At 66.8% G+C, this 24616-nt stretch carries 14 protein-coding genes; 5 read left to right on the plus strand and 9 right to left on the minus strand.

The window, feature by feature from the left end; genetic code table 11:
• Positions 1–12: 12 nt before the first annotated feature.
• The gene (locus AC1DW9_RS03350; protein WP_476855026.1) at positions 13–1698 is read right to left on the minus strand and encodes an AMP-binding protein; all 1686 of its coding nucleotides are present in this window, start codon (positions 1696–1698) and stop codon (positions 13–15) included.
• Complete coding sequence (locus AC1DW9_RS03355) at positions 1695–3782, minus strand: 3-hydroxyacyl-CoA dehydrogenase NAD-binding domain-containing protein (protein ID WP_476775580.1); 2088 nt, start codon at positions 3780–3782, stop codon at positions 1695–1697. The genes AC1DW9_RS03350 and AC1DW9_RS03355 overlap by 4 nt, the downstream gene beginning before the upstream one ends.
• 297 nt (positions 3783–4079) lie before the next feature.
• Between AC1DW9_RS03355 and AC1DW9_RS03360 the strand changes: the two genes are divergently transcribed.
• The 3 genes from AC1DW9_RS03360 to AC1DW9_RS03370 are packed head-to-tail and all read left to right on the plus strand — an operon-like array spanning position 4080 to position 6842.
• On the plus strand, positions 4080–4826 hold the full coding sequence (locus AC1DW9_RS03360) for an enoyl-CoA hydratase-related protein (RefSeq protein ID WP_476775579.1): 747 nt from the start codon (positions 4080–4082) through the stop codon (positions 4824–4826).
• A 4-nt stretch (positions 4827–4830) separates the two neighbouring features.
• Positions 4831–5643: an IclR family transcriptional regulator gene (locus tag AC1DW9_RS03365; protein ID WP_441504414.1), complete on the plus strand. Its 813-nt coding sequence runs from the start codon at positions 4831–4833 to the stop codon at positions 5641–5643.
• On the plus strand, positions 5640–6842 hold the full coding sequence (locus AC1DW9_RS03370) for a CaiB/BaiF CoA transferase family protein (protein ID WP_441504413.1): 1203 nt from the start codon (positions 5640–5642) through the stop codon (positions 6840–6842). The genes AC1DW9_RS03365 and AC1DW9_RS03370 overlap by 4 nt, the downstream gene beginning before the upstream one ends.
• 19 nt (positions 6843–6861) lie before the next feature.
• Here the strand turns inward: AC1DW9_RS03370 and AC1DW9_RS03375 are convergent, their stop codons facing one another.
• From AC1DW9_RS03375 to AC1DW9_RS03395, 5 genes are all read right to left on the minus strand, one after another.
• Complete coding sequence (locus tag AC1DW9_RS03375; protein ID WP_441488008.1) at positions 6862–8364, minus strand: tripartite tricarboxylate transporter permease; 1503 nt, start codon at positions 8362–8364, stop codon at positions 6862–6864.
• Positions 8365–8368: 4 nt separating this feature from the next.
• Positions 8369–8860, minus strand: a complete 492-nt coding sequence (locus AC1DW9_RS03380) for a tripartite tricarboxylate transporter TctB family protein (protein ID WP_476775578.1) — start codon at positions 8858–8860, stop codon at positions 8369–8371.
• A gap of 145 nt (positions 8861–9005) precedes the next feature.
• Complete coding sequence (locus AC1DW9_RS03385; protein ID WP_441504410.1) at positions 9006–10001, minus strand: tripartite tricarboxylate transporter substrate binding protein; 996 nt, start codon at positions 9999–10001, stop codon at positions 9006–9008.
• A gap of 128 nt (positions 10002–10129) precedes the next feature.
• Entirely contained in the window at positions 10130–11581 is a 1452-nt protein-coding gene (locus AC1DW9_RS03390) for a trypsin-like peptidase domain-containing protein (protein ID WP_476775577.1), read from the minus strand.
• 37 nt (positions 11582–11618) lie between these two features.
• Complete coding sequence (locus AC1DW9_RS03395) at positions 11619–12650, minus strand: LLM class flavin-dependent oxidoreductase (RefSeq protein WP_441504408.1); 1032 nt, start codon at positions 12648–12650, stop codon at positions 11619–11621.
• A 301-nt stretch (positions 12651–12951) separates the two neighbouring features.
• On the opposite strand from AC1DW9_RS03395, the gene AC1DW9_RS03400 reads away from it, so the two are divergent.
• Both AC1DW9_RS03400 and pbpC read left to right on the plus strand, forming a co-directional pair.
• Positions 12952–18198: an alpha-2-macroglobulin family protein gene (locus tag AC1DW9_RS03400; RefSeq protein WP_476775643.1), complete on the plus strand. Its 5247-nt coding sequence runs from the start codon at positions 12952–12954 to the stop codon at positions 18196–18198.
• 131 nt (positions 18199–18329) lie between these two features.
• Complete coding sequence (pbpC, locus tag AC1DW9_RS03405; RefSeq protein ID WP_476855027.1) at positions 18330–20360, plus strand: penicillin-binding protein 1C; 2031 nt, start codon at positions 18330–18332, stop codon at positions 20358–20360.
• Between the two features lie 70 nt (positions 20361–20430).
• Here the strand turns inward: pbpC and AC1DW9_RS03410 are convergent, their stop codons facing one another.
• The gene (locus tag AC1DW9_RS03410; protein ID WP_476775575.1) at positions 20431–23514 is read right to left on the minus strand and encodes an efflux RND transporter permease subunit; all 3084 of its coding nucleotides are present in this window, start codon (positions 23512–23514) and stop codon (positions 20431–20433) included.
• A complete protein-coding gene (locus tag AC1DW9_RS03415) occupies positions 23511–24605 on the minus strand; it encodes an efflux RND transporter periplasmic adaptor subunit (RefSeq protein ID WP_441488001.1) in 1095 nt (364 codons plus the stop codon). Before AC1DW9_RS03415 ends, AC1DW9_RS03410 begins: the two co-directional genes overlap by 4 nt.
• Positions 24606–24616: the final 11 nt, after the last annotated feature.

A 24616-nucleotide genomic window follows, 5' to 3' on the forward strand; every position in this document is an offset into this window, starting at 1 on the left:
TTTTCTCAGGTCCTATGCAGCGGATTCGGGCGAAGCGGGCTTGGCCCGCTTCTCTTGTTCTTCGGCGATCAACACCTTCGCCAGCAGCTTCCCGGCAGCGCTGCGCGGCAGGCTCTCGCGAAATTCCAGCGCGCGCGGCGTCTCGTGCCGGCCGAGGCGATCCTTGAGGAAGTGCAGCAATTCGTCGAGCGTAAAGGCAGGCATGCCGGCCTTGAGCACGACGAAGGCCTTCGCCGCCTGGCCGCGATAATCGTCGTCGATGCCGATCACCAGCACTTCCTGCACCGCCGGATGCTCGTAGATCGCATTCTCGATCGCCACCGGATAGACGTTGAAGCCGCTCGAGATGATCATGTTCTTGCGCCGGTCGACGATCTGGAACAGCCCGTCGGCGTCCATCCGGCCGAGATCCCCGGTCAGGAACCAGCCCTCGTGGAAGGCATCGCGCGTCGCCTCCGCCTCGTTCCAATAACCCTTGAAGACATTGGGGCCGCGAATGGCGATCTCACCGATTTCGTCGGGCGGGCAATCGGCACGCCCGACGTCGAGCGAGACGATCTTCATCTCGAGGCCTGGCAGCGGTACGCCGATCACGCCCGGCCGAGGTTTCGCCTGCTTCGGCAGGCGCGAGCCGGCGGGCGCGGTCTCGGTCATGCCCCAGCCATTGTTCAGCCTGACGCCCAATATGCCTTCGAGTCGGGTCTGGACCTCGAAGGGCAGGGGCGCGCCGCCCGAGACGCAGGAGCGCAACGACGAAAAATCGACCGTCTCGACGCCCTTGCGGTTGAGCAGGGCAAACCACATCGTCGGCACACCGGAGAACATCGTCGCGCGACGGATCCCGATATCCTCGATCAGGGTTTCGACATCGAAGCGCTGGCGCAGCAGGATGCGGTTGCCGTCCCGCAAATGGCGCAGCAGGATCGTGGTCAGCGCGTAGATATGGAACAGCGGCAGCACCGCGATCGCGGTCTGCGCTCCGGCTTCCAACGGTTCGCCATCAGTCCAGAGACGGTAGATGTTCACCGCCGAGACAAGATTGCCATGCGTCAGCATCGCTGCCTTCGGCGCCCCTGTCGTGCCGCCGGTGAACTGCAGCAGCATCACATCGTCGGGTGAAAGCACCGGCCAGTTCGCCGGGTCAGGCGCCGTCATCAGGTCGTCGAGCCAGGCGAAGCCGCCACCAGGCGGCAGATCCTGCGGCTCGGCCTCCCCCGGTCCCCAGCGCGCATCCTCGCCGACCAATACGCGATCGACGAAGCCCGCCGCACGCAACGCCTGCACCTGCGGCAGGAAGCCTGGAAGGTTCGTGGTGATCAGGCGGACCGGCTGCGTCGCCACGAGCTTGTGCTCAAGCTCCCGCAAGGCATCGAGCGCGCTGAGATGCACGACGGTCGCGCCGCAGCGCGCGACCGCGAAGAACGCGACGGGATGCCAGGGCGTATTGGGAAGGAACAGCGCCACCCGGTCGCCCTGCCTGACGCCATCGGCGATCAACCCCGCCGCGAGTCGGGTGGCCAGCCTGTCGAGTTCGCCATAGCTCAGCTCGCTCTCGCGGAACGCGATGGCCACCGCGTCCGGCCGCGCCGCGACGGCCGGCACGAGCAGGTCCGGCACCGTACCGGTTTCCACTGCCGCGTCCCAGTCGCAGGCCTGCGGAAAGCGCTCCTGCCAGATCGGGCGCGCTGCCTGGATCACGCCGCCCTGGCCTTCAGGTCCGCGAAGCCCTTGCCCTCGGCCGCGAGCTTGCGCAGCAGCGGCGCCGGTTCGAGCGCGGCATCACCGCTTTCCGCTGCGAGCCTTTCCAGACGCTTGACGATCACGTCGAGCCCGACAGAGTCAGCCCAGTGCATCGGCCCACCGCGCCAGGCCGGCCAGTTATAGCCGTTGATCCAGATCGTATCGATATCGCCCGGCCGCGCAGCAATCCCCTCCGCGAGGATCTTCGCACCCTCATTGACCATCGGATCGAGCAGGCGCGCCAGGATTTCGTCCGGCTTCATCGCCCGGCGCTCAACGCCCTGCTCCTTGGAAACCTGCGCAATCAGCGCCTCGACCTCCGGGTCGCGTTGCCCGGCGCGCGCGCCCTCTGGATAGAGATAGTAGCCACGCCCGGTCTTCTGACCAAACCAGCCGCGCTCGCAGATCGCGTCCGCGACCGCTGCGGTTTTGCCGCGCGACTTGCGCGTGCGCCAGCCGATATCGTTGCCCGCGAGATCCGACATCGCGAATGGCCCCATCTTGAAGCCGAAACCGGTCAGCGCCGCGTCGACCTCATGCGGCAGCGCACCGGCGATCAGCAGCCGCTCGGCGGCCCGCGTGCGCTGTTCCAGCATGCGGTTGCCAACGAAGCCGAAGCAGTTCCCGACCACGACCGGCACCTTGCCGAGCCTGCGTCCGAGCGAAATCGCAGTGGCCACCGCATCATCCGCAACGCAGGCCGGCCGCACGATTTCAAGCAGCTTCATGACATTGGCCGGGCTGAAGAAATGCATCCCGATCACATCCTGCGGCCGCTTCGTTGCCATGGCGATCGTCGCGAGGTCGAGATAGGAGGTGTTCGAGGCCAGGATTGCGCCTTGCTTCGCAATCCCATCGAGCGCGCCGAAGATCTCCTGCTTGACGCCCATCTCCTCGAAGGCGGCTTCGATCACGATATCCGCCTCCGCTGCCGCCTCGAGCCCGAGCTTCGGCGTGATCAGCGCCATACGCTGGTCACGCGCGGCCTCCGTCAGCGAACCGCGCTTGACCGAGAAGCCGTAGGTGTCGCGGATGCGGGCGTAGCCCTTGTCGAGTTGCTCCCGCGTCGTCTCGATCACGGTCACTGGGATGCCGGCATTGGCGAAACACATCGCGATCCCGCCACCCATCGTGCCGGCGCCAATGACGGCCGCCTGCCGGATCTGACGCGTCCCCTTGCCCTCGTCGATGCCCGGGACCTTGGCCGCCTCGCGCTCGGCAAAGAAGGCGTAGCGCAGGGCCTTGGAACGGTCATCGACGACCAGCTTGAGGAACAGCGCGCGCTCGGCGGCAAGCCCCTCGCCAAATGGCAGGGTGAAGACGCCGCGCACCGCCTCGATCAGCGCCAGCGCATTCGGCATGTCGCCCGACCTGGCTGCCGCATCCTTGGCCAAAGCCTCGAACGCCTCGCGGTCGGATGATGTCAGCATGTCCGCGCGCTCGCCGGTCTTCACGGGGGCCCCCTTGGCCGCCAGCTCCTGCGCCAGCGCAATGGCCGCAGCGACGATGTCGCCCTCGACGACCCGGTCGACGAGGCCGAGTGCGGCCGCCTTCTCCGCAGAGATGGCCTCTCCGCTCAGCATCAGGGGAAAGGCCTTCGCCGCACCGATCACGCGCGGCAGGCGTTGGGTTCCGCCGGCACCCGGAATGATGCCGAGCTTGATCTCGGGCAGGCCGAGCTTTGCCGCTGGTGCCGCCACACGGCCATGGCAGGCGAGCGCGAGTTCCAGCCCCCCGCCCAGCGCGACGCCCTGAATGGCAGCCACCACCGGCTTCGCGGAGCCTTCGATAATCGCGAGCACACCAGGCAAGGTCGGTTCGACCGGCGGCCTGCCGAACTCGCTGATATCGGCACCGGCGATGAAGGCCCGCCCGGCGGCCGCGATCACGATAGACTCGACCGCCGGATCGGCAGCCGCACGCGAAAGCGCATCGACGAGAGCGGCCCGCAGGCTCGCACTCAGGGCATTCACCGGAGGATTATCGATGGTCGCGATCGCCACCGGGCCGCGCTGCGAGAGCCGGACGGTCTCCATGGGCATGTTCCTCACGCTTTCAGTCTGCACTGCAGAATTGAATGCTGCATTTCTCGGACTAGAGAGGCGACTGGCCACGGCTTGTCAAGAATGGGCAGGACGGCGCCGGCGGCGCCACAAGCGGGAACTGCATTGCAGAATGAACGCCCACAACTTGACCGCTCCGGAAGCTGCATGTCATGCCTTGCACGGATCGACGCTAGGACGGATCGTTCCTGCGAATCCAGCATCACGGCGCATCCTTCCGACAGGCAGAACAGCGCTGCTGGGATTGCGTGAAGATCGACAGGGGATAGGCAAGGGATGACCGCGACCGTTCTGACTCAAAGCCCCTTTCCCGGCGTCCTCCAGATCACCATCAATCGCCCCGACCGGCGCAACGCGCTCGACCGCGCAACCTATGGCGGATTGATCGCGGCCATCACCGCAGGCGAAGCTGATGAGGCTGTCCGCGCGCTGGTGCTCACCGGCGCGGCCGGGTGCTTCACCAGCGGTAACGACATCAAGGATTTCGCCGCGGCCTCGGGCGACGGTGCGCGCATCGCCATCGATTTCCTGACGACGATCTCGACGGCGAAGAAGCCGATCGTCGCCGCGGTCGAAGGCTTTGCCGTCGGCATCGGCACCACCATGCTGTTGCATTGCGACCTTGCCTTCGCCGGGGGTAGCGCCAGCTTCCGCCTGCCCTTCGTTACGCTCGGGCTCTGCCCCGAAGGCGGATCGAGCCATCTGCTGCCGATGATTGCCGGCAGCAAGCGCGCCGCGGAACTGCTGCTGCTGGGCGAGGCCTTCCCTCCCGAGACGGCAGCCGAAGCGGGCCTCGTCAATGCCGTGGTGGCGGAAGGCGAAGCGCTCTCGATCGCGCTCGACAAGGCGCGGGCGCTCGCTGCCCTGCCGCCGCAATCGGTCGCCCTGACGAAGACGCTGCTGAAGCGCGGCAATGCCGCCGCCGTGGCCGAAACGATCGCGCTCGAAGCCAGGCATTTCGGCGAGCGCCTGGTCTCGGCCGAGGCGCAGGCCGCCTTCGCCGCGTTCCTGATGAAACGCTGAGGCCATGGCGGCGCAGCTGTCGGACGCCCCCGAACGCGGCGAACGAGCCGGGCCGAAGGAAGACCGGCATTTCGTCACCGCCCTGGCGCGTGGGCTCGATGTGCTCGCCTGTTTCAAGCGCAACGAGGATGCGCTCGCCAACTCGGAAATCGCAGCACGCTGCGGACTTGCCCGCTCCACCGTTTCGCGGCTGACCTATACGCTGACCAAGCTGGGCTATCTCCATCATGTCCCGCATAGCGGAGCATACCGGCTTGGCACCGCGCTGATCGCACTCGGCGCCACCGCGCTTGCCGGGCTCGATGTGCGCCAGATCGCACGGCCCGGCATGCAGGAACTCGCCGACTTCGCCAAGGCCTCGGTGGGCCTCGGCGTCCGCGACCGGCTGAGCATGCGCTATATCGAGTGCTGCCGGGGCGAGGTCGCGATCGCCCTCAACATCGATACCGGCTCGCGCATCTCGATGGCACGCAGCGCCATGGGCCGGGCCTATCTCGCCGCCTGCGACCCGGCCGAGCGCCAGGCCATCATGGACGATTTCCGCTCCGTCGACGACGCTGCCTGGCCGAGTCTGCGCGAGGGCATTGAACAGGCGCTCGAGGAGTATCGCATGACAGGTTGCGTCCGCTCCTTCGGCGACTGGCAGCCGACGGTGAGCGCGATCGCAGTGGCCTTCCACCCCGGTGGAGGCCTGCCGCCGATGACGATCAATTGCGGCGCGCCGACCGTCATCCTCGATCCCGGTTTCCTGCTCGAGGACGTCCGGCCGCGCCTGATCGCGCTGGCAGCCAGTCTTGAAGGAGTGATGGGTTCGTGATCGCATCCGACCTTCCCCTCGCCGGCATTCGCGTTCTCGATCTCTCGCGCATCCTCGCCGGCCCCTGGTGCGGCCAGGTCCTGGCCGATCTCGGCGCCGATGTCATCAAGGTCGAGCATCCCCAGCGCGGCGACGATACGCGCGACTGGGGCATGCGGCTCGGAGAGCGCAACACCTGCTATTTCAACAGCGTCAACCGCAACAAGCGCTCGATCGGCATCGATCTCGGCCAGCCCGAGGGCCTCGCCATCATCCTTGAGCTCGCGCGCAAGAGCGACGTGCTGATCCAGAATTTCAAAACCGGCGGCGCCGACAAGCTCGGCCTTGGCTATGCCGCGCTCAGCGCCGGGAACCCCGGCCTGATCTACTGCTCCATTGCCGGCTACGGCTCCGATGGACCGGAGGCCGCACGACCCGGCTACGATCTCGTCATCCAGGGCGAATCCGGCCTCATGGCCATGAACGGCAATGACGACCAGCCCCCGCTGAAATTCGGTGTCGCGATCGCCGATCTCTTCACCGGCCAATATGCGGCGCAGGCCGTGCTCGCGGCTCTCGTCCAGCGCGGACGCACCGGCAAGGGCAGGCATGTCGAGATGGCGCTGTTCGATTGCGGCCTCTCGGTCACCTCCTATTACGGGCTGGAGGCCCTGGCGCTCGGCGGGGACCCGCCGCGCTACGGCAACGCCCATCCCTCGATCGTGCCCTATGGCGTGTTCGATGCGGCGGACGGCGCGCTCGTCCTCACGGTCGGGAACAACGCTCAATATGATCGTTTCTGCCGTTCGGTGATCGACCGGGTCGACCTTGCCGAGAACCCGCGCTACGCCACAAATCTCCAGCGCACCACCCACCGCTCCGAACTGTTGCCGCTCATCGAGGCGGAGCTGCGCGCCCGCCCGCGCGCCGAACTGCTCACGAAACTGGCGGCGAACGGCATTCCCAGCGGCGAGGTGCTCGGCCTCAACCGCGCCTTGCGCTCGGAGCGGGCTGGGCGGGCCGGCATGCTGGTGGAGGACGGGGACAATGCCGGCGCACCCGCCGTACTCGCTCCGCCCTACCGCCTCGATGGCGAACGGCTGCCGGTGCGCCATATGCCGCCGGCGCTGGGCCATGACACCTGGGCAGTCCTCGCGGACGAACTCGGTCTGCCTGCCGAGCGTCTGGACGCATTGAAGGCGCGCGACGTAATAGCCTGACGCCGCGCGCCCGCCGCAACTACGCGGCGACCGCCCGTCTCGACCGCAGTTTCTCCAGGGACCACATGAAGACCGGCCAGAGCAGTGCCGCGATCGTCATCGAAGACAGCACCATCGAGACCGGGCGGCTGAAGAAGGGCAGGATGGAACCGTCCGACTTGATCAACGAGGTGACGAAGCTCTGCTCCACCATCGTGCCCATGACGATGCCGAGCACCATGGCAGCAACGGGATAGCCGTTCTTCTCCATCACAAAGCCGAGCAGGCCGAAGATCGCGACGCACCAGACCGCAAACAGGTTGTTGCCCGCCGTTGAGAAGGCCCCGACCGCACAAAAGATCATGATCACCGGCATGACCGCCGAGCGCGGAGCCCCGACGACACGGCTCGCCAGCCTGATCATGATGATGCCGAACGGGATCATGATGATGTTGCCGAGCAGGAAGATGATGTAGAGAGCATACATGCTCGACGCCTGCTCGGTGAACAGCGTCGGGCCCGGATTGAGCCCCTTCATGTAAAGCACGCCGATGGCGATCGCCGTGATCGTGTCGCCGGGAATGCCGAAGAGCAGCGCCGGAACCCAACCCGACGCGAGCGAGGCGTTATTGCTTGCGCCAGCCTCGATCAAACCTTCGGGATGGCCGGTCCCGAATTTCTCCGGGGTCTTTGAGAAGCGCTTGGACATCGCATAGCTGACCCAGGCAGCCATGTCGGCACCGGCACCGGGCAGGACGCCGATGATGATGCCGACGATGTTCCCGCGCGTCTGCTGCTTCGGATATTTCTTGGTCAGCTCGATCTGCCCCTTGAGGATGCTGCCGAGCCGGCGGTGCTCCAGCTTCGGCGGCTCGCGCTCGGTCAGGGCGCGCATCACCTCGGCAAGCGCAAAGACGCCGACCAGCGCCGGTATCGGCTCGATGCCGCCAAGAAGATCGGTCGAGCCGAAGGTGAAGCGCGGGACGCCGCCGGGATTGTCGATACCGATGCAGGTGATGAGCAGGCCAAGCAGCATCGCGGCGATAGCCTTGATCGGCGAGGAGCGGGCCACCAGCGTCGAGCACATCAGCCCCAGCATGGCGAGCCAGAAATTCTCGTAGGTCGAGAAGGACAGCGCAAACTCGGCCAGCAACGGTGCGATCAGCATCAGCGACAGCGTGCCGGCGATGCCGCCGAGCGCCGAGAACCACAGGCAGATGCCGAGTGCCGTCTCGGCTTGGCCCTTGCGGGTCATTGCATAGGCTTCGTCCGTGTAGGCCGCGGAAGCCGGCGTCCCGGGAATGCGCAGCAGGCAGCCCGGAATATCGCCCGAGAAGATCGCCATCGCCGATGCGGTGATGATGGTGGCAATGGCCGCGATCGGTGACAGATAGAAGGTGATCGGCACCAGCAGCGCCGTCGCCATCGTCGCCGAGAGCCCCGGCAATGCACCGACGGTCAGGCCATAGAAGGCCGAAGCGACGATCGCGATCATCACATCGGTCTGGAAGACCAATCCGAAGGCCTGGATGACGGTATTCATCGGCTCACCACGGGAAAGGCAGAAGGCCGCCGGGCAAGGGCACGCGCAGCAGCTTCAGGAAAATCAGGTTGATGACGAAAGGCGCGATCAGCGCCAACGGCACCGCGAGCTTCGGCCGCGCCCCGAAGGCGAGGCTCGCGATCACAACCATGATCCCTGCCGTCGGCAGAAAGCCCAATGCCTCGGACGCAAGCGCATAGAAGGCGAGCAGGGCCGGCGGCAGCAATGCAAGCCAGTTCCGCCAGGCCGGCAAGGGCTCGAGCAGTTCCGGCGCACTATGGCTCGCGACATCCGCCTCGGCCACTTCTTCGAAATGCCGCCCGATACCGAAGGCGATCAGCGTGCCGCAGAGGACGAGGGCAGCCCCGACGGCCATTGGAAAGGCGGAGGGGCCGACCTGCTGGCCAGGGACCGGCGGAAGTGTGGATCCATAGATGAAGGCAGTGGCGCCGAGCGCCACCATCACGCCCCCGGTTATCTTGTCGGATAGAAGCATCGCGAAACGTCCGCTGATCCGTGCCGGGGCGGCGCCATGAGCGCGAGCGACCGCATCTCCCGCACTCATTTCAGGCACAGTCTGAAAGATCGAGAAGCGGCGGAAGGATGAAGCTGCCTCACCCTTCCGCCAACCGTTTGCCGCCTCAGGCCTTGGCCAGGCCCGCCGCCTTCATCGCGGACGCCATGGCCTTGTCACCTTCGGCCATGAATGAAGCAAAGCCTGCCGGGTCGGCGAACTTCATGCCGAAGCCCCGGGCGTTCATGAAGTCCTTGTATTCCTTGGAGTCGAAGGCCTTTTTCAGCGCGGCGGCGAGCTTGCCCTGGATATCGGCCGGCAGCCCCTTGGGCGCGCCGATGCCACGCCAGGCGCCGACCGAGTAGTTGACGCCGAGTGTCTCGTTCAGCGTCGGAACGTCTTTGAACTGCGGATTGCGCTCGGTCGCCATGATGGCGAGCGACTTCGCCTTGCCGGCATCGATCATGGCCCGGGCTTCGGGCACCGAGCAGGTGACGATGTCGATGCCGCCGGCTGCGAGGTCCTGCATGCCGGGTGCTGCGCCATTCGACGGCACCCAGGCGACATGATCGGGCTTCAGCCCCATCGCCACCAGCCAGCCGACCAGCGCGAGGTGCCAGATACCGCCCTGGCCTGTTCCCGAGGCCTTGAGCTTGCCGGGAGGCGCAGCCTTGATGGCTTCGGCAAGAGCCTTGATGTCCTTGTGCGGGCTCGAGGCGCTGACCTGCACGCCTGGCGGATCCTCGTTCATCAGCGCCAGCGCGGTATAGCTTGCCGGCGTGAGATCGGTGAGACCCTGATGATGCATCATCGAGATCTCGACCGTCAGCATGCCGATATTGTAGCCGTCGGGAGCCGCCGTCGCGATCGCCGAATGGCCGACGACGCCCGAGCCGCCGGTGCGGTTGACGACGTTGCAGGGCTGGCCGAGATCTTTCTCCAGGAGCGAAGCGACGATGCGCGCCGTCGCGTCCGTGCCGCCACCTGCGCCCCAGGGGCAGATCATCGTCAGGGGGCGGCTCGGCCATTGTGCCTGCGCGATTGCCGGCTTGACGATCAGACTTGCCGCGCCTGCCGCTGCCGCACCCTTCAAAAGCTTACGTCTGTTGATGCCGTCCGTCATTCCCGTGTTCCCTCCGCTTAATCGATTTAGGTCCGGGATGCTTCTCCGCGGATGCGGGGCTCCCTTGTCAGTCCGACGCTATCTGAGTCGATTGTCGTAACGGAAACAACTGCTCTTTGAAGACGGGTTCACAGTCCGCATGCGACGGGCAATGCAGCCTTTCCGACCTTCTCGACCACCGCCCCGGTGCTGATCTCCGGCCCCGACGTCGCGGCTTGAAGCGTTACGCCTGCCTTGCCCAGCAACGCCTGCATGGCAGCCCCGGCGGCAATCGCGTAGGCGCGCTGCGGCGCGACCCCTGCAATCAGCACCCTGTCCGAGGGGTTGGACGTCACCAACCCGGCAAGACGACCCCGGCGATCGAAGACCGGGCTGCCCGCCTGGCCGGGTTGCAGCGGCGCGAACACCGCCTCGCCGGCGCCGAGGCGCACGGATTGTCCCGGCAGGGCCATCGCCGTGCGCTGCCCGCCGGAATCGCCGAAAGCCATCAGCACGACGCTCTCCTGCGCCACCAGCGCCCCACTCCGAAGGCCTGGGGGAGCTCCGGCCGCAGTGCCGTCGACATCCAGCAAGGCAAGGCCGCTCGCATCGTCCTTGATGCGCAGCCGCGCCGGCCGACCGGAAACCTTGAGCGATTTGCAGGGGTCGATCGCCGCCGTCGCCGTCAGGACGAGCTTGTCCGAGACAGCGAGGCCGACACCGAAGCGCTCCGTCGGCCTTGCCGCGACCACGACCGGAGGCGCCGCGCCTGGTGTCGGCACGCTCGCGACCGCAGGACCCGCCGTCGCAGGCGCAGGCCCGGTCGGAAAGGGTTCGAAGCTGCTGGCAATAGCGATGACGAGCTTGTCGATGCTCGGCGCGAGAGCCTTGTCGTAGCCGATCGAGAAGCCGCGCAAGCCGCCCGGCCCCGACGACAGGCGCCGGTAGAACCGCCCCGACGGCGTCTCGCCAGTGACTACGAAGAAATCCGGCCGGAGCAGCTTGTATGTGATTTTCCGCCCTGGAACGGCCGCGCTCGTGGCCTTCTCGAACAGCGCCTCGACAGTATCCCCTGCCGGTGCCGTGCTCGTGTCGAGCGTCACCCTGCCATCCTCGCTCTGCCAGCGGCCGCCGCCGGTCGCGGTCGCCTCGCGGCGCGGCAGCAGCTTGGTCGGAATGCCGATGCGGATACCGGTGCGTTCGTCGGTGATGACGCGGAAGCCCGCCGCCTCGCGCGCCGCCCCCGCCGCCTGCGCCAATGCCCGGCGCTCGACGGGCGTCAGGATGCCGTCCGGCATGCCGCGCGAGCCGGCCTTCAGCGCGTTGATGCCACGAAAGGTCAGCGGCCCGTAGGAGCCGCTGACCGCGCCGTTGAAATGTCCCGCCCAGATCAGGTCGTTCTGGATCGCCTTGCGTTCGAGCTCGGGCAAGGCGTCGAAGGCAGCCTGCGCCGCGGCAAGTTGCGGATTCGCCGCAGGTTGCGGCTGGGCTTGCGCGAGCGCCGGCAAGAACAGCAGCCCGGCAGCGACGAGCAGCCCCCTTGTCCCAAGCGAAGACCTCAACCCCGTCGCCATCACGCGCTCCCCTGCAATCGGCAGCATTGAAGCGTCATTGCCGGCGCATCCGCAACTGGTCTCGTCAGGCAAGCATTTCGTGGACCAGAGGCACGACCCTGCGTCCATAGAGCTCGATGCAGCCCATGAGCCTGTCATGGCTAAGAGGCCCGGCGCTGTATTTCATCTGGAAGCGCGCCGCATCGAGCGCCTTGACCGTCGCGGCGATCTTGCGCGCGACCGTCTCCGGCGACCCGACATAAAGCGAGCCGAAATCGATCTCCTGATCGAACTCGGCGCGATTCATCGGCGGCCAGCCGCGCTCACCGCCGATCCGGTCGCGCATCCGCTTGTAGTCCGTGAAGAACTCCTCGCGCGCCCGCTCGTCCGTTTCCGCCACATAGCCCGGCGAATGCACCCCGACCGGCGGCACCGGTTTCCCCAGTTGCGCAAAGGCGCGGTGATAGAGATCGACATAGGGCCGGAAGCGCGCCGGATCGCCGCCAATGATCGCGAGCATCAGCGGCAGGCCGTAGCGGGCGGCACGAACGACGGATTCGGGACTCCCGCCAACCCCGATCCAGGTCTTCAGCACCCCGGTTTCCAACGAGGGAAAGACGCGCTGGTTCTTGAGCGGCGGCCGCGTCGTGCCCGACCACGTCACCGCATCCTGGCTGATCAGTGCCGCGAAGATTTCGAGCTTCTCCTCGAACAGGGTTTCGTAATCGCGCAGCTCATAACCGAAGAGCGGGAAGGACTCGGTGAAGGAGCCACGGCCGAGAATGACCTCTGCCCGTCCGCCCGACGCCGCGTTGAGCGTCGAGAAACGCTGGAACACCCGGATCGGATCGTCGGAGCTCAGCACCGTAACGGCTGAGCCGAGGCGGATCCGCTCTGTGCGCCCGGCTATCGCCGCAAGCACGACCTCCGGCGAGGAAATGGCGAAATCCGCGCGATGATGCTCGCCGACACCGAAGAAATCGACCCCGACCTGATCGGCCAGCACGGCCTCGTCGATCAGGTTGCGGATGACCTCTGCGTGCGGCAACGGCTGGCCGTCCGCCCCGGAGGTGACATCGCCAAACGTGTCCAGGCCCAGTTCGAGAGGCTGTGTCATGCACATGTCCGTTCAGGCTTGCTACGGTCGAGGGAGATTGTGCCGAGATGAGCCCGGCGGAACGCATCCGCACCAATTGAGGCGCAGGACGCGTGCTTTCAAGGAGGCCCGCCATGCGTGCCGGTTCAGAGCCTCAGGCAGCGGATGCGCGGCTGGCTCCGCCTATGCTGCAGACACTCCGTCATCAGCTTTCACGTTGCACCGGCGAGCACGGATGCTAGCCTTTGGTGATACCGTGCCGCCCTTGCGACTGCGCAGCACTATCGATGACGACAGGCCGGACCGGCCGAAGGGACTGATCATGACCTTGCTCTCCCGGCTCGCGCTGATTCTCGGTCTTGCCCTCGCCGCCACCCCGGCACTCGCCCAGAAGGCCTATATCCGCAACGATCTCCAGGCTGATGGGCAAAGGCTCGAGGAACGCCTGAAGCGCGACGTCTCGGCCAGCACACGCCCCGCGGCGGTCGCGCTGCGTGACGGCGAAGCTGCGCTCTCCCGAGGCGATGCCCGTGCCGCCCTGCCCCAGGCCAATGCCGCCGTCGTCGCCGATCCCCAGAATTCCGCCGGCTGGCGCCTGATGGCACGCGCCGCCAATGCGATCGAGCCGCGTGACTATCGTGAGCGCTGGGAACTGCGCGAACGCGCGATCAGTGCAGCCTACCTCGCCTATCAGCGCGCAACCTCCCGCCCGGACGAAGCAGCCTCGCTCGCGGTGCTCGCCCGCACCTTCGAGCGCAACGAACTCTGGCGCCCGGCCCTGACCGCCTATCGTCTCAGCCTCGATCTCCAGGACAATGCGCAACTGCGCACCGCCTATGAAGGCCTGCGCGAGAAGCGCGGCTTCCGCTTGCTCTCCAACAAGGTCGATGCCGATGCGGCGAGCCCGCGCGCCTGCTTCGAATTCTCCGAGCCGCTCGCCCGCGGGCGCATCGATTTCGCGCCCTATGTCGCGATTTCCGGCGGCAAGGGCGATTTCGCCGTCAGCGCCGAGGAGCGCCAGATCTGCGTCGACGGCCTGCGCCACGGCGAACGCTACGCGTTCGTCATTCGCCAGGGTGTGCCTTCCGCACTCCCCGACGAGAAGCTGCTGAAATCCGCCGATTATGAGGTCTATGTCCGCGATCGCACACCGTCAGTGCGCTTCACCGGCAAGAACTATGTGCTGCCGCGCACCGGTCAGCAGGGCATCCCGGTCGTCTCCGTGAATGCCGACAAGCTCGACCTCGAAGTCATGCGCATCGGCGACCGCAACCTGATCAACTCCGTCCATTCCGACGATTTCCTCAGCCAGCTCGGCAGCTACAACGCGGGCCAGATCGCGTCCGACAAGGGCCAGCGCGTCTGGGCCGGCGCGATGGACGTCAAGTCCGAGCTCAACAAGGATGTGATCACCGCCTTCCCGGTGCTGGAAGCGGTCGGGCAGCTCAAGCCCGGKGTCTACGTGATGTTTGCCAAGCCGACGGGCGGACAGGCCGCGCAGCCCTCGGGCGACGGCGACTATGACGACGGCTCGACCCGCGCGACACAATGGTTTGTCGTCTCCGATCTCGGCCTGACCTCCTTCTCCGGTCCCGATGGCGTGCATGTGCTGGCGCGCTCGCTCGCCAACGCAGCGCCGATCCCGAATGCGGTGCTGCGCCTCATCGCCCGCAACAACGAGGTGCTCGCCACCGCCCGCACGGATGCGAAGGGCTATGCCCGCTTCGATGCCGGCCTTGCCAAGGGCCAGGGCGGCAATGCGCCGGGCCTCGTCACCGCCCTGCTCGACGAGGATTATGGCTTCCTTGACCTGAAGCAGACTGCCTTCGATCTCTCCGATCGTGGCGTGAAGGGCCGCGTCGCCCCGGCCGGCCTCGACGCCTATCTCTATACCGAGCGCGGCGTTTATCGCTCCGGCGAGACCGTCTATCTCACCAGCCTGCTGCGGGATTCCGCCGGCGCTGCCGTCACCGGCCTGCCGCTGACTCTGGTGGTGAAGCGACCGGACGGTGTCGAGTACCGCCGCCGTCAGGTCGAGGATCAGGGTGCCGGCGGGCGGGCTCATTCCATCCCGCTGATCTCCGGCGCGCAGACAGGCACCTGGCGCGTCCAGGCCTATGCCGACCCGAAGGGCGCAGCCATCGGCGAGGTTTCCTTCCTCGTCGAGGATTACGTGCCCGAGCGCCTCGAGCTGACGCTCGCGCCGAAATCACCCGTGCTCCAGGCCGGCGAACCGGCCGAGATCGATGTCAATGCACACTATCTCTACGGCGCGCCGGGCTCCGAGCTCGACGTCAACGGCTCGACCACGATCCGCGCCGCCGCGAAATCCGCCATCCCGGGCTTCGCCGAGTTTCAGGTCGGCCTCACCGACGAGGCCTTCGAGTCGATCCAGAGCGACCTCGAGGAGAGCGCCACCACCGACGCCGCAGGCAAGGCCACGATCTCGGCCGGCGTGCAGCAGCCCGAGACCAACCGCCCGCTCGAGGTCGAGATCACCTTGCGCGTCGGTGAGCCGGGCGGCCGCGCCATCGCCCGCTCCGTCACCTTGCCGATCGTGCCGAAGGGCGCCGCCATCGGCGTGAAGCCCCTGTTCAAAGATGGCGAGCTCGGCAATGGCCAAACGGCGAGTTTCGACGTCATCATGGCCAATGGCGACGGCCGCCGCCTTGCCAAGCCGGGCGTGAAATGGACGCTGTCCAAGGTCAATCGCAACTATCAGTGGTTCTTCCAGGATGGTCGCTGGAACTATGAGGGAGTGAAGACGACGCGCCGCGTCGCCGATGGCGAGGTCGCCGTCAGCGAGACGGCCGCGGCCCGCATCGCTGCCCCGGTTCAATGGGGCAATTACCGGCTCGACGTCGCCTCCGATGGCTCCGACGCGACCGAGACCAGCGTCTCCTTCACCGTCGGCTATGAGAGCGACAAGACCGCCGACACGCCCGATGTGCTGGAGGTCGCGCTCGACAAGCCGTCCTATGCGATTGGCGAGACCATGCAGGTCAGGCTCTCGCCGCGCTTCGCGGGCAAGGCAACGCTCGCCGTCGTCGGCGACAAGCTGAACGAGATCCAGACGATCGACATCGCTCCCGGCGGCAGCACGGCCTCGATCCCGGTCAAGGCGGAATGGGGTGCGAGCGCCTATCTCGTCGCGTTGGCCCACCGCCCGATGGACACCGCCGCCCAGCGCCTGCCCGGGCGCGCCATCGGCCTGTCCTGGTTCTCGATCGGCAAGGAACAGCGCACGCTCCAGGTCGACCTCGGAGCGCCCAATCTGGTGCGCCCGCTCTCGACGCTGTCCCTGCCGGTCAAGGTCAGCGGGGCACGCGCCGGCGAGGAGGCTTTCGTCACGGTTGCGGCGGTCGATGTCGGCATCCTCAATCTCACCCGCTTCGAAAGCCCGGACGCCAGCAAGTACTTCTTCGGCCAGCGCCAGATCGGCCATGAACTCCGTGATCTTTACGGCTATCTGATCGACGGCATGCAGGGCGTGCGCGGCACCATCCGCTCCGGCGGTGACGCAGCCCCTGCATTGCAGGGCGAGGCGCCTACGCAGGAGCCGCTCGCGCGCTATTCCGGGGTGGTCAAGCTCGGCCAGGACGGCACTGCGAAGATCGATTTCGAACTGCCCGCCTTCAACGGTTCGGTCCGCGTCATGGCTGTCGCCTGGTCGCAAGGCCGCACCGGCCAAACCAGCACCGACGTCATCGTGCGCGACCAGATCGTCGCCCAGGCGACGCTGCCGCGCTTCCTCGCGATCGGCGACCAGTCGCGCTTCCATCTCCAGATCGACAATGTCGAGGGACCCGCGGGCCCCTATCTCGTCGATCTCGACGTGAAGGGGCCCGTCCTCGTTGCCGCCGATGCAACACGGCGCACGCTGACGCTCGCGGCCGGCGCCAAGAGCCAGATGACGATCCCGGTCACGGCGGCGGGTCTCGGCCGCGCCGAGTTCGATGTCCGGATCAGCGGCCCGAACGGCGTCGGTACCGTGCAGAACCTCGCGGTGCGCGTGCAGCCCTCGGCCAACACGATCGCCCGCCGCATCGTCCGGCCGATCCCGGGCAATGGCGGCTCTATCACCGTGTCGTCGGACCTCCTGGCCGATCTCGTACCGCGCTCCGGCCAGGTCTCTGTCTCCGTCTCGCCGCTGGCCGCGCTCGACGTGCCGGCGATCCTGAAGGCGCTTGACCGCTACCCTTATGGCTGCACCGAGCAGACCGTCAGCCGCGCCTTGCCGCTGCTGCATGTCAACCGGCTGGCCAGTCTCGAGCAGCTCGCGCTCGATGCCAACGCCGACGAGCGCGTCAACGGCGCAATCGAGCGCGTGCTCACCCGCCAGGGCGGCAACGGCTCCTTCGGGCTCTGGGGTGTCGGCGGCGAAGACCTCTGGCTCGATGCCTTCGTTACGGACTTCCTGACCCGCGCCCGCGAGCGCCAGTTCAACGTTCCGCAGATCGCCTTCAATCTCGCGCTCGACCGGCTGCGCAATCAGGTCGTCAACACCAGCGAGATCAACAAGGAAGAAGCCGCCGGCATCGCCTATGCGCTCTATGTGCTCGCGCGCAACGGCCGGCCCGTGATGGGCGACCTGCGCTATCTCGCCGACAACAAGCTGGCCGAGTTCGCCTCGCCGCTGGCACGCGCGCAGATTGGAGCGGCACTCTCGCTGCTCGGCGATCGCGGTCGCGGTCGCGCCGCCTTCACCAGCGCGCTTGCTGGCCTCCAGGAGGCGCGTGACGACGGCCTGTCACGGCCCGACTACGGCTCGCGCCTGCGCGACGGCACGGCGGTCCTGACCCTGATCGCCGAAACCAATGGCGAGCGTGCCGACATCGCCCGCGCTTCCGCAATCGTCGAGAGCGCCCGCGGCTCCGCCCGCTACACCTCGACCCAGGAGAACATGTGGATGGTGCTGGCGGCTCAGGCCATGGCCAAGGAGGCCGAGGGCATGGCGCTGACCGTCGACGGCACCGAGCGCAAGGGCGCCTTCTACCGCACGCTTTCGGATGAGGCGCTGGAAGCAAAGCCGCTCGTCATCGCCAATCCCGGCGCCGCCTCCGCGCAGGCCGTGATCACCGTTGCCGGCATTCCGACCGCCGCCGAACCCGCCCTGAACCAGGGCTTTGCCCTGGAGCGGACCTATTACACCATGAAGGGCGAGAAGGCTGATCCGGCGCGTCTGCGCCAGAACGAGCGCTACGTCGTCGTGCTGGGGGTGACCGAGCCCTCGGTTCGCTACGGGCGACTGCTGCTGGTCGATCCACTGCCGGCCGGGCTCGAGATCGAGAATGCCAATCTCACGGAGGGGGCATCGACGCAGGGGTTGAGCTGGCTGAAGCAGGACGTCACGCCGGTCCACACGGAAGCGCGCGACGATCGCTATGTCGTAGCCTTCGAACGGCCTGGCTCGTCCAACCAGCCGCTCTCCTTCACGGTCGCCTATATCGCGCGCGCCGTCTCGCCCGGCCGCTATGTCGCGCCCGCAGCCGCCATTGAGGACATGTACCGTCCCGACCGCTTCGGCCGCACTGCCTTCGGCACGGTCGACATCGCCTCGGCCAGGTAAGGGCACGAAGGCTCGTGATCACGCAGGACGAGCAAAGCGGCATCCCTCCTCCCTCCCCTTCGCAGGGTGGAAGGGGTCGACGTCGCTGGCTGAAACCCGTTGCGCTGGCATCGGCGCTCGGGCTTGCGCTCATGGGTTTGGCTGCCGGCTCCGTTGCCTTCTACGCCTCGACCCTCCCCCCACTCGATGTCTCGGCTGCGCATGACCGCTCGACCGTGGCGCTCGATCGCGAGGGCAAGCTGCTGCGCCCCTTCCTCACCGCTGACGGTCGCTGGAAGCTCCCGGTCGGCGTCGAGGATGTCGACCCGCGCTATCTCGCGATGCTGAAGGCCTTCGAGGACAGGCGCTTCGACAGCCATTCCGGGATCGACCCGGTCGCGATGCTACGTGCCGCCGGGCAGATGCTGATCAATGGCCGCATCGTCTCCGGCGGCTCGACGCTGACCATGCAGGTCGCGCGGCTGCTCGAACCGCGCGAGGAGCGCTCGCTTGCCGCCAAGCTGCGCCAGGCCGTGCGTGCGATTGAGCTGGAACGCCGCTTCAGCAAGGATCAGATTCTCGATCTCTACCTGGCGCTCGCGCCCTTCGGCGGCAATCTCGAAGGCCTGCGAGCAGCAAGCTTCGCCTATTTCGGCCGCGAGCCGAAACGTCTTTCCACGGCCGAAGCCGCCCTGCTCGTCGCGCTGCCACAAGCACCGGAGCAACGTCGTCCCGACCGCTTCGCCGAGACCGCCCGCAAGGCGCGCGACAGGGTGCTCGCCCGCATCGAGGCAGCAGGCCTCGTGACGCAGTCCGAAGTCGCGGCCGCGCGTGATGAGCCGGTTCCGACCGCACGAAGGGCCTTTCCCAATCTGGCGCCGCATGTCGCCGAGCAGGTCGTGGCCGAGGCACCGACCGTTCGCCGCCACCACCTGACCATCGATGCAAGGCTGCAGGCCAATCTCGAACAGCTTGCCCGCGAACGCAGCCTCGGCCTCGCCCCGCAGGTCTCGATTGCCGTTCTCGCCGTCGACAACGAGACCGGTGAGATCCGTGCCTCGGTCGGCGGCGTCGATTATTTTGCAGCCGAGCGCGCCGGCTCGCTCGATCTCACCCGTGCCCTGCGCTCGCCGGGTTCGGCCCTCAAGCCCTTCATCTATGCGCTCGCCTTCGATAACGGCCTCGCCCATCCCGAGACCATGCTGGAGGATCGGCCGGCGCGTTACGGGCTCTATGTGCCGGAGAATTTCGATCACGGCTTCCAGGGCATGGTCAGCGCGCGCAAGGCCTTGCAGCTTTCGCTGAACGTCCCGACCGTGGAATTGCTTTCGTCACTCGGCCCGCAACGTTTCCTGTCGCGGCTGCGCGATTCCGGCGTCGCGATCGCCATGCCGAAAGAGGGCGGTGCGCCAGGGCTCGCGGTGGGCCTTGGTGGTCTCGGCATCACCCTGTCCGACCTGACGCGGCTCTATGTCGGCCTCGCCCGCGGCGGCGAGATGCTGCCGCTCAAGGTCAAGGCCGGCGATCAGCCGGCCGGAGAGGCGCCTCGCCTCGTCGATCCCGTCGCAGCCTGGTATGTCGCCGACACGCTCCTAGGCGCTCCGCCGCCGCTCAATGCCGCACCAGGGCGTATCKCCTACAAGACCGGCACATCCTATGGCTATCGCGATGCCTGGGCCGTCGGCTTCGACCGCAAGCACACGATCGGCGTCTGGGTCGGCCGCGCCGATAACGGAGCCGTGCCGGGGCTCGTCGGGCGCGTCGTCGCGGCACCGATCCTGTTCGATGCCTTCGCACGTCTCGGCCATGATCCGCCGCCATTCCTGCAGCCGCCGAACGCCATCATATCCTCGACATCGAACCTGCCGCCACCGCTGCGCCATCTCCGGCAGGACGTGCCCAAGACGCTGACCGCACTGGCCCGCCCTGGCCTCACGCTGGCCTTCCCGCCGGAAGGCGCGCGCATCGATCTCGCGGCGTCGGCCGTCGACGGGCACGCGCTGCTCAACCTCAAGGTCGCCGGGGGCGCCCCGCCCTATACCTGGCTGGTCGACGGGGCGCCGGTGACCGCACCGACCCGCCGCCGTGAAACCGCCTGGCAGCCCGGCGGCAAGGGCTTTGTCCGGATTTCGGTGATCGACGGCGCAGGCGCGAGCGAGAGCGTCTCGGTCAGGCTGCAGTAGCGCAAGGCATCAGCGCGGACTCAGCGATCCAGGCGCCGGCGATGCGGCCTGGATCGCCTTTCCGCACAGTTCATTCCGCGGGCTGGACCTGTGTCTGGCCATGCGCCGCGTCCTCGCCGTGCACGGGCCGATGCGCCCGCGCCAGATAGCTATAGGCGACCGGCACCACATAGAGCGTCAGCAGGGTGCCGAAGGTCATGCCGCCGACGATGACCCAGCCGATCTGAGAGCGGCTTTCGGCACCGGCGCCATGGGCGAGCGCCAGCGGCACCGCACCAAGCACCATCGCGCCCGTCGTCATCAGGATCGGCCGCAGGCGCAGTTCCGCGGCCTCGACCAGCGCATCGACGAGGTCCTTGCCCTCCTCGCGCAACTGGTTGGTGAACTCGAGGATCAGGATGCCGTGCTTGGTGATGAGGCCGACGAGCGTGATCAGGCCGATCTGGCTGTAGACGTTGAGCGTGCCACCGCTGAAATACAAAGCCGCCAGCGCGCCCGTGATCGAGAGCGGCACCGAGACCATGATCACCACCGGGTCGATGAAGCTCTCGAACTGCGCCGCCAGCACCAGATAGATGAAGCCGAGCGCCAGGAGGAACACGATCGCGATCGAGGAGCCAGCCTGCTTGAACTCGCGGCTCTGGCCGGAATAGTCGATCTGCACCGATTTCGGCAGCACCTTGGCGGCCGCCTGCTCCAGGACGGCCAGTCCATCGCCGAGCGAATAGCCCGGCGCCGGCACCGCCGTGATCGTCGCGGAGCGCAGCTGGTTGAAGCGGATCAGCTCCTTGGGCGCGACGTTCTCCTCGATGCTGACAAGGCTGGAGAGCTGTACCACCGTGCCGTTGCGACCACGCAGATAGATCGACTGCAGCGCCTGAGGCGTGTTGCGATCCTCCCCGGCGACCTGCAGCATCACGTCATACTGCTCGCCGTTCATGTTGAAGCGCGTCACCTGCCGCCCACCGAGCAAGGTCTCCATCGTCCGGCCGATGATGTCGACGCCGACGCCAAGATCGCTGGCGCGCTGCCGATCGATCGAAACCTTGATCTGCGGCTTGTCCAGGATGAGGTTGGATTCGAGGTTGGTCAGCACCGGCGAGGAGGACGCCTCCGCGATGACCGCATCGACATAGTTCTTGATCTCGGCATAGGAATCCGAGGAGCGCAGCACGAACTCGATCGGCTTGCTGTTGGCTCCGCCGCCGCCAAGCGAGGGCGGATTGACCGCGAAGAGGCGGATGCCCGGAATCTGCGACAGCCCGCGATTGATCTCGGCAACGAGATCCTGCTGTTTGCGGTGGCGCTCTTCCCACGGCTTCAGCCGCGCGAATGCGATGGCGCGCGTCACGTCGGGGAAGCCGGTGATGACGAGATAGCTCTCGACTTCGGGAAGATTCTTGAAATACTCCTCGACCTGCCGCGCATAGCTCGCCGTGAAGCTCAGCGTTGCGCCCTCAGGCGAGACGCCGATGGCGTTGATCGTGCCACGGTCTTCCACCGGAGCCAGCTCCGAGCGCAGGTTTGTGAAGAAGTAATAGCTGCCGCCAGCAACACTGAGCGCCAGCAGCACGATGACCGGGCGCATCGAAAGCGCCCCACGCAGCGAACGGCGATAACCGCGGGAAAGCGCATCGAAACCGCGCTCCAGCACGTTGTAGAGCCAGCCATGCGACTCGTGCGGCTTCAGGAGTTTGGCGCACATCATCGGCGTCAGCGTCAGCGCGACGAAACCGGAAACGAGCACCGCCCCTGCCAGGGTCAGGGCAAACTCGATGAAGAGCTTTCCGGTGCGCCCGGTCGAGAACGCCATCGGTGCATAGACCGCTACCAGCGTCAGCGTCATCGCGACGACCGCAAAGGCGATCTCGTTGATGCCGCGGATCGCCGCCTTGCTTGGTTCCATGCCGTTCTCGACATGGCGGTGCACGTTCTCCAGCACGACGATCGCGTCGTCGACGACGAGGCCGATGGCGAGCACCATCGAGAGCAGCGTCAGCGTGTTGACGGTGAAGCCGAGCGCATACATCAGCGCGAAGGAGCCGATCAGCGAAACCGGGATCGTGACCAGCGGGATCAGCGTCGCGCGCAGCGAGCGCAGGAAGACGAAGATGATCAGCACGACGAGGACGACCGCCTCGCCGATCGTGGTGTACACCGCCTGGATCGAGCGATCGATGAAGATCGAGGTGTCGTAGGAGGTCGCGATCGCCATGCCGTCGGGCAGATCATCGGTGATCTCCGGCAGCGCCGCACGAACACCGGAGGAGACATCGAGCGGATTGGCCGTCGCCTGCTTGACGATGCCGATCGTCACCGAAGGGCGGCCGGCGAACCAGGCGGCGTTACGCTCCTCGCGCGCGCCGAGCTCGACCTTCGCGACATCGCTCAGCTTCACCGGAAATGCGCTGACATCCTTGATCACGATCTGCTGGAATTGCTCGGGCGTGGTCAGGCCGGTCTGCGACAGCACCGTGAACTCACGGTCGTTGCTCTCGATGCGGCCGGACGGGATCTCGACATTCTGCGCCCGCAGCGCCGCCTCGATCTCCTGTACGGTGATATTGTAGGCGGCCATGCGGGCCCGATCGAGCCAGATGCGCATCGCATATTGCCGTTGGCCGAGAATGCGCACTTCGGCGACGCCGGTGATGTTCTGCACCCGGTCGGCAATGAAGCGGTCGGCGAAGTCGGTCAGCTCCAGCGGGCTGTGCCGCGTGCTGGTCAGCGACAGATACATCACCGGCTGGGCGTCGGCCTCGACCTTGGCGATGATCGGCTCGTCGATCTCGTCCGGCATGCGCCCACGCACGCGGCTGACGCGGTCGCGCACGTCGGAGGCCGCGACATCCGGATCCACGTCCGGACGGAAGCGCACAGAGATGCTGCTGCGCTCCTGACGGCTGTTCGAGGTGATGATCTCGATGCCCTCGATGCCCGCGATCGAGTTCTCCAGGATCTGCGTGACCTGGGATTCGATGATCTCGGCGCTGGCGCCGCGATAGGTCGTGTTCACCGAGACGATCGGCTCGTCGATGTTCGGGTATTCGCGCACCGTCAGCCGGCCATAGGAGACGATGCCGATGAGGATGACGAGCAGGCTGAGGACGGTCGAGAGAACCGGCCGGCGGACGAAGAGCGCAAACAGGCTCATCGTGCGTCGCTCGTCTGCACCGGAGCCGGAGCATTCTTGACGGCAACGGCCGAGCCGTCACGCAGGCGCATCTGGCCGGCCGTGACGATCTGCATGGTCGGGGTCAGCCCCTTCACGATCTCGACCTTGCCCGGAAGGCGCTTGCCGAGTTCGACCGGCATGCGCTTCGCCTTGCCGTTCTCGACCACGAAGATCATCTTGCCGGTGCCATCGGGGACTACGGCAGTCTCCGGCACGACGAGCGCGTTCTCGCGCTGGTCGACGATGATGTTGATCCGCGCGAACAGGCCGGGCTTCAGGACGCCGTCGCCGTTCGGGATGGTGGCGCGCAGCCGGATCGCACGGCCGTTCACATCGACGATCGGATCGATCGCGAAGATCGTGCCGGTGAAGCCGGTGTCGGGCAGCGCATCGACCTTGAGCTGGATGGTCTGCCCGACCTTGACCCGTGTCAGGTAAATCTCGGGAACCCGGAAATCGACCTTCATCGGGTCGGTTGCGGTGAGCGTGATCAGCTCCTTGCCGACCGAGACATAGTCTCCGACGCTGACCGAACGCAGGCCGACAACCCCGGTGAAGGGCGCACTTATGGCGGTCAGAGCGCGGCGCGAGGTCGCGAGCTGCAGGCGGGCCTCGCTGGAGGCCAGTTGCGCCGTCGCCTGTTCGAGCGCGACCTGCGTGCCCGAGCCACGGTCGACCAGCGCCCGGTTGCGCTCATAGGTATCGCGCGCCAGCCGCAGATCCGCCTCGGCCAGTTTCACTTCGGCGTCGAGAATCGCCCGGTCGAGCTTGACCAGTTCCTGGCCCTTGGTGACGCGCTCACCTTCCTTGAATCCCAGTGCCACGACCCGGCCGGCGATCTCGGGAGCGATGACCACTGTTTCATTCGCGGTCAGCGTGCCCAGCGCCTGGACCTCTTCATTGACCGTTACGGCCTCCACCCGGCTGACCTCGACGGGCACGCCGGCAGCCTGCGGGTTCGCCACCGCGCGCGCTTGCGCAGGCTGCGCGCCAGCCTTGAAGCTGCGGTAGCCGTAATAGCCGCCGCCAGCGACGCCGGCGATCAGGAGGACAAGGACAAGCCGCTTCATAGGTCAGGGTG

Source organism: Allobosea sp. P4_E12 (assembly GCF_056401655.1).

Bases quoted from the DNA above. Each gene is read 5' to 3' on its own strand.
- AC1DW9_RS03385 (WP_441504410.1), bottom strand. From the start codon at position 10,001: ATGACGGACGGCATCAACAGACGTAAGCTTTTGAAGGGTGCGGCAGCG.
- AC1DW9_RS03365 (WP_441504414.1), top strand. From the start codon at position 4,831: ATGGCGGCGCAGCTGTCGGACGCCCCCGAACGCGGCGAACGAGCCGGG.
- AC1DW9_RS03360 (WP_476775579.1), top strand. From the start codon at position 4,080: ATGACCGCGACCGTTCTGACTCAAAGCCCCTTTCCCGGCGTCCTCCAG.
- AC1DW9_RS03410 (WP_476775575.1), bottom strand. From the start codon at position 23,514: ATGAGCCTGTTTGCGCTCTTCGTCCGCCGGCCGGTTCTCTCGACCGTC.
- AC1DW9_RS03355 (WP_476775580.1), bottom strand. From the start codon at position 3,782: ATGCCCATGGAGACCGTCCGGCTCTCGCAGCGCGGCCCGGTGGCGATC.
- AC1DW9_RS03390 (WP_476775577.1), bottom strand. From the start codon at position 11,581: ATGCTGCCGATTGCAGGGGAGCGCGTGATGGCGACGGGGTTGAGGTCT.
- AC1DW9_RS03375 (WP_441488008.1), bottom strand. From the start codon at position 8,364: ATGAATACCGTCATCCAGGCCTTCGGATTGGTCTTCCAGACCGATGTG.
- AC1DW9_RS03380 (WP_476775578.1), bottom strand. From the start codon at position 8,860: ATGCTTCTATCCGACAAGATAACCGGGGGCGTGATGGTGGCGCTCGGC.
- AC1DW9_RS03415 (WP_441488001.1), bottom strand. From the start codon at position 24,605: ATGAAGCGGCTTGTCCTTGTCCTCCTGATCGCCGGCGTCGCTGGCGGC.
- AC1DW9_RS03395 (WP_441504408.1), bottom strand. From the start codon at position 12,650: ATGACACAGCCTCTCGAACTGGGCCTGGACACGTTTGGCGATGTCACC.